The 327-nt window shown below is 69.7% G+C and carries 1 protein-coding gene; it reads left to right on the forward strand.

Annotated elements, in window-relative coordinates; all coding sequences use genetic code 11:
* Positions 1–327 (forward strand): aconitase family protein (locus IG84_RS0137400; RefSeq protein WP_031067985.1); only part of this gene is annotated, 327 nt, incomplete at both ends.

A 327-nucleotide genomic window follows, 5' to 3' on the forward strand; every position in this document is an offset into this window, starting at 1 on the left:
GGACGACCATGTCGTCCGGCGCGCGGAAGGCGAGCCCGACCTCCTCTTCATCGATCTGCATCTGCTGCACGAGGTGACCAGCCCGCAGGCGTTCGACGGTCTGCGCAAGGCCGGGCGCCGGGTGCGCCGCACGGACCTGACCATCGCCACCGAGGACCACAACACCCCCACCGAGGCCCACAACCCCCCCCCCCTGGACATCGAAAAGCCGATCGCGGATCCGGTCTCGCGCACCCAGCTGGAGACGCTGCGCAAGAACGCCGCGGAGTTCGGGGTCCGGCTGCATCCGCTGGGTGATGTCGAGCAGGGCGTGGTGCATGTGGTGGG

Source organism: Streptomyces ochraceiscleroticus (genome assembly GCF_000720485.1).
Lineage (GTDB): Bacteria > Actinomycetota > Actinomycetes > Streptomycetales > Streptomycetaceae > Streptomyces > Streptomyces ochraceiscleroticus.